At 69.6% G+C, this 1,368-nt stretch carries 2 pseudogenes; both read left to right on the plus strand.

The features are described from left to right. Window positions 1-374, plus strand: a pseudogene (locus CCN35_RS28550) (serine/threonine protein kinase); the annotation flags it as partial. A gap of 148 nt (window positions 375-522) precedes the next feature. After that, window positions 523-1,368: pseudogene (locus CCN35_RS26710) on the plus strand (radical SAM protein); the annotation flags it as partial.

The following is a 1,368-nucleotide window of genomic DNA, read 5'->3' on the forward strand; positions in this document are numbered from 1 at the left end:
CCGCCTCCGCCGCCTCCTCGGTCCCCGACCGCTATCTGGGCACCTGGGAGGGCCGGGGCGCGGCCCTCAACGGCGTCCTGCCGACGGGCACCTTCCATGTGACGGTCAAGCAGGCCGCCGTGGGCGAGAAGGTGGGCGAGGTGCGCCACACCGACCCTCTCGGCGGGGTCTGCGTCGACGCCCTCACCCTGAAGCAGGTGACGAGGAAACAGCTCGTCCTGAGGGCCGCGGGCATCAAGACCAACCACGCGGGCTGCGACCAGGCTCCGCACGTGGTCCGGCTCACCCCGGTCGGGGACGACCTCATGTACAACTCGGAGAGTTCCGCGGCGGGGCGCCCGGAGGCACGGCTGTCGAGGATCGGGGAGCCGTGAGCCACGGCCGGCACGGCCTGGCGTGAGGAGCGCGAAACCCCTGGCGTAGGCTGGTCCGGTCCGTCCGCCCGTTTCCTGTCAGCCCTGTTCCGAGCGCTTCGCGCACCCCATCTGTCCAACCCTTACGACCCCTGCGAAAGGGACGCCGGTGACCGAGAAGGCCGACCTCCAGTCCGTTCTCGACCGTGCCGCCGAGGGCGGACGGATCACCCCTAAGGAGGCGCTCGCCCTGTACCGCGACGCGCCGCTGCACGCGCTGGGAGCCGCGGCCGACGCCGCACGCCGCCGGAAGTTCGCGGGCACCGAGCACATCGCGACGTACATCATCGAGCGCAACATCAACTACACGAACGTGTGCGTCACGGCGTGCAAGTTCTGCGCCTTCTACGCCGCGCCCAAGGACAAGGCGAAGGGATGGACGCGCGACCTGGACGACATCCTGCGCCGCTGCGCGGAGACCGTGGAGCTCGGCGGCACGCAGATCATGTTCCAGGGCGGCCACCACCCGGAGTACGGCGTGGAGTACTACGAGAAGCACTTCCGCGCCATCAAGGAGGCCTTCCCGCAGCTGGTGATCCACTCGCTGGGCGCCTCCGAGGTGGAGCACATGGCACGGGTCTCGGGCGTGTCGGTGGAGGAGGCCATCGTCCGGCTCCGCGAGGCCGGCCTGGACTCCTTCGCCGGGGCCGGNNGAAGGAGTCCGGCGAGCGCTGGCTGGAGATCATGGAGATCGCACACCGGCTGGGCGTAGAGTCCACCACGACGATGCTGATGGGCACCGGCGAGACCAACGCCGAGCGGATCGAGCACCTGCGGATGATCCGGGACGTCCAGGACCGCACGGGCGGCTTCCGGGCGTTCATCCCGTACACCTACCAGCCGGAGAACAACCGCCTCAAGGGCCGCACCCAGGCCACCGTCTTCGAGTACCTGCGGATGATCGCGATCGCCCGCCTCTTCCTCGACAACGTGATGCACATCCAGGGCTCCTGGC

Origin of the sequence: Streptomyces thermovulgaris, assembly GCF_002155915.1 — a bacterium.
GTDB classification, from domain to species: Bacteria; Actinomycetota; Actinomycetes; order Streptomycetales; family Streptomycetaceae; genus Streptomyces; species Streptomyces thermovulgaris.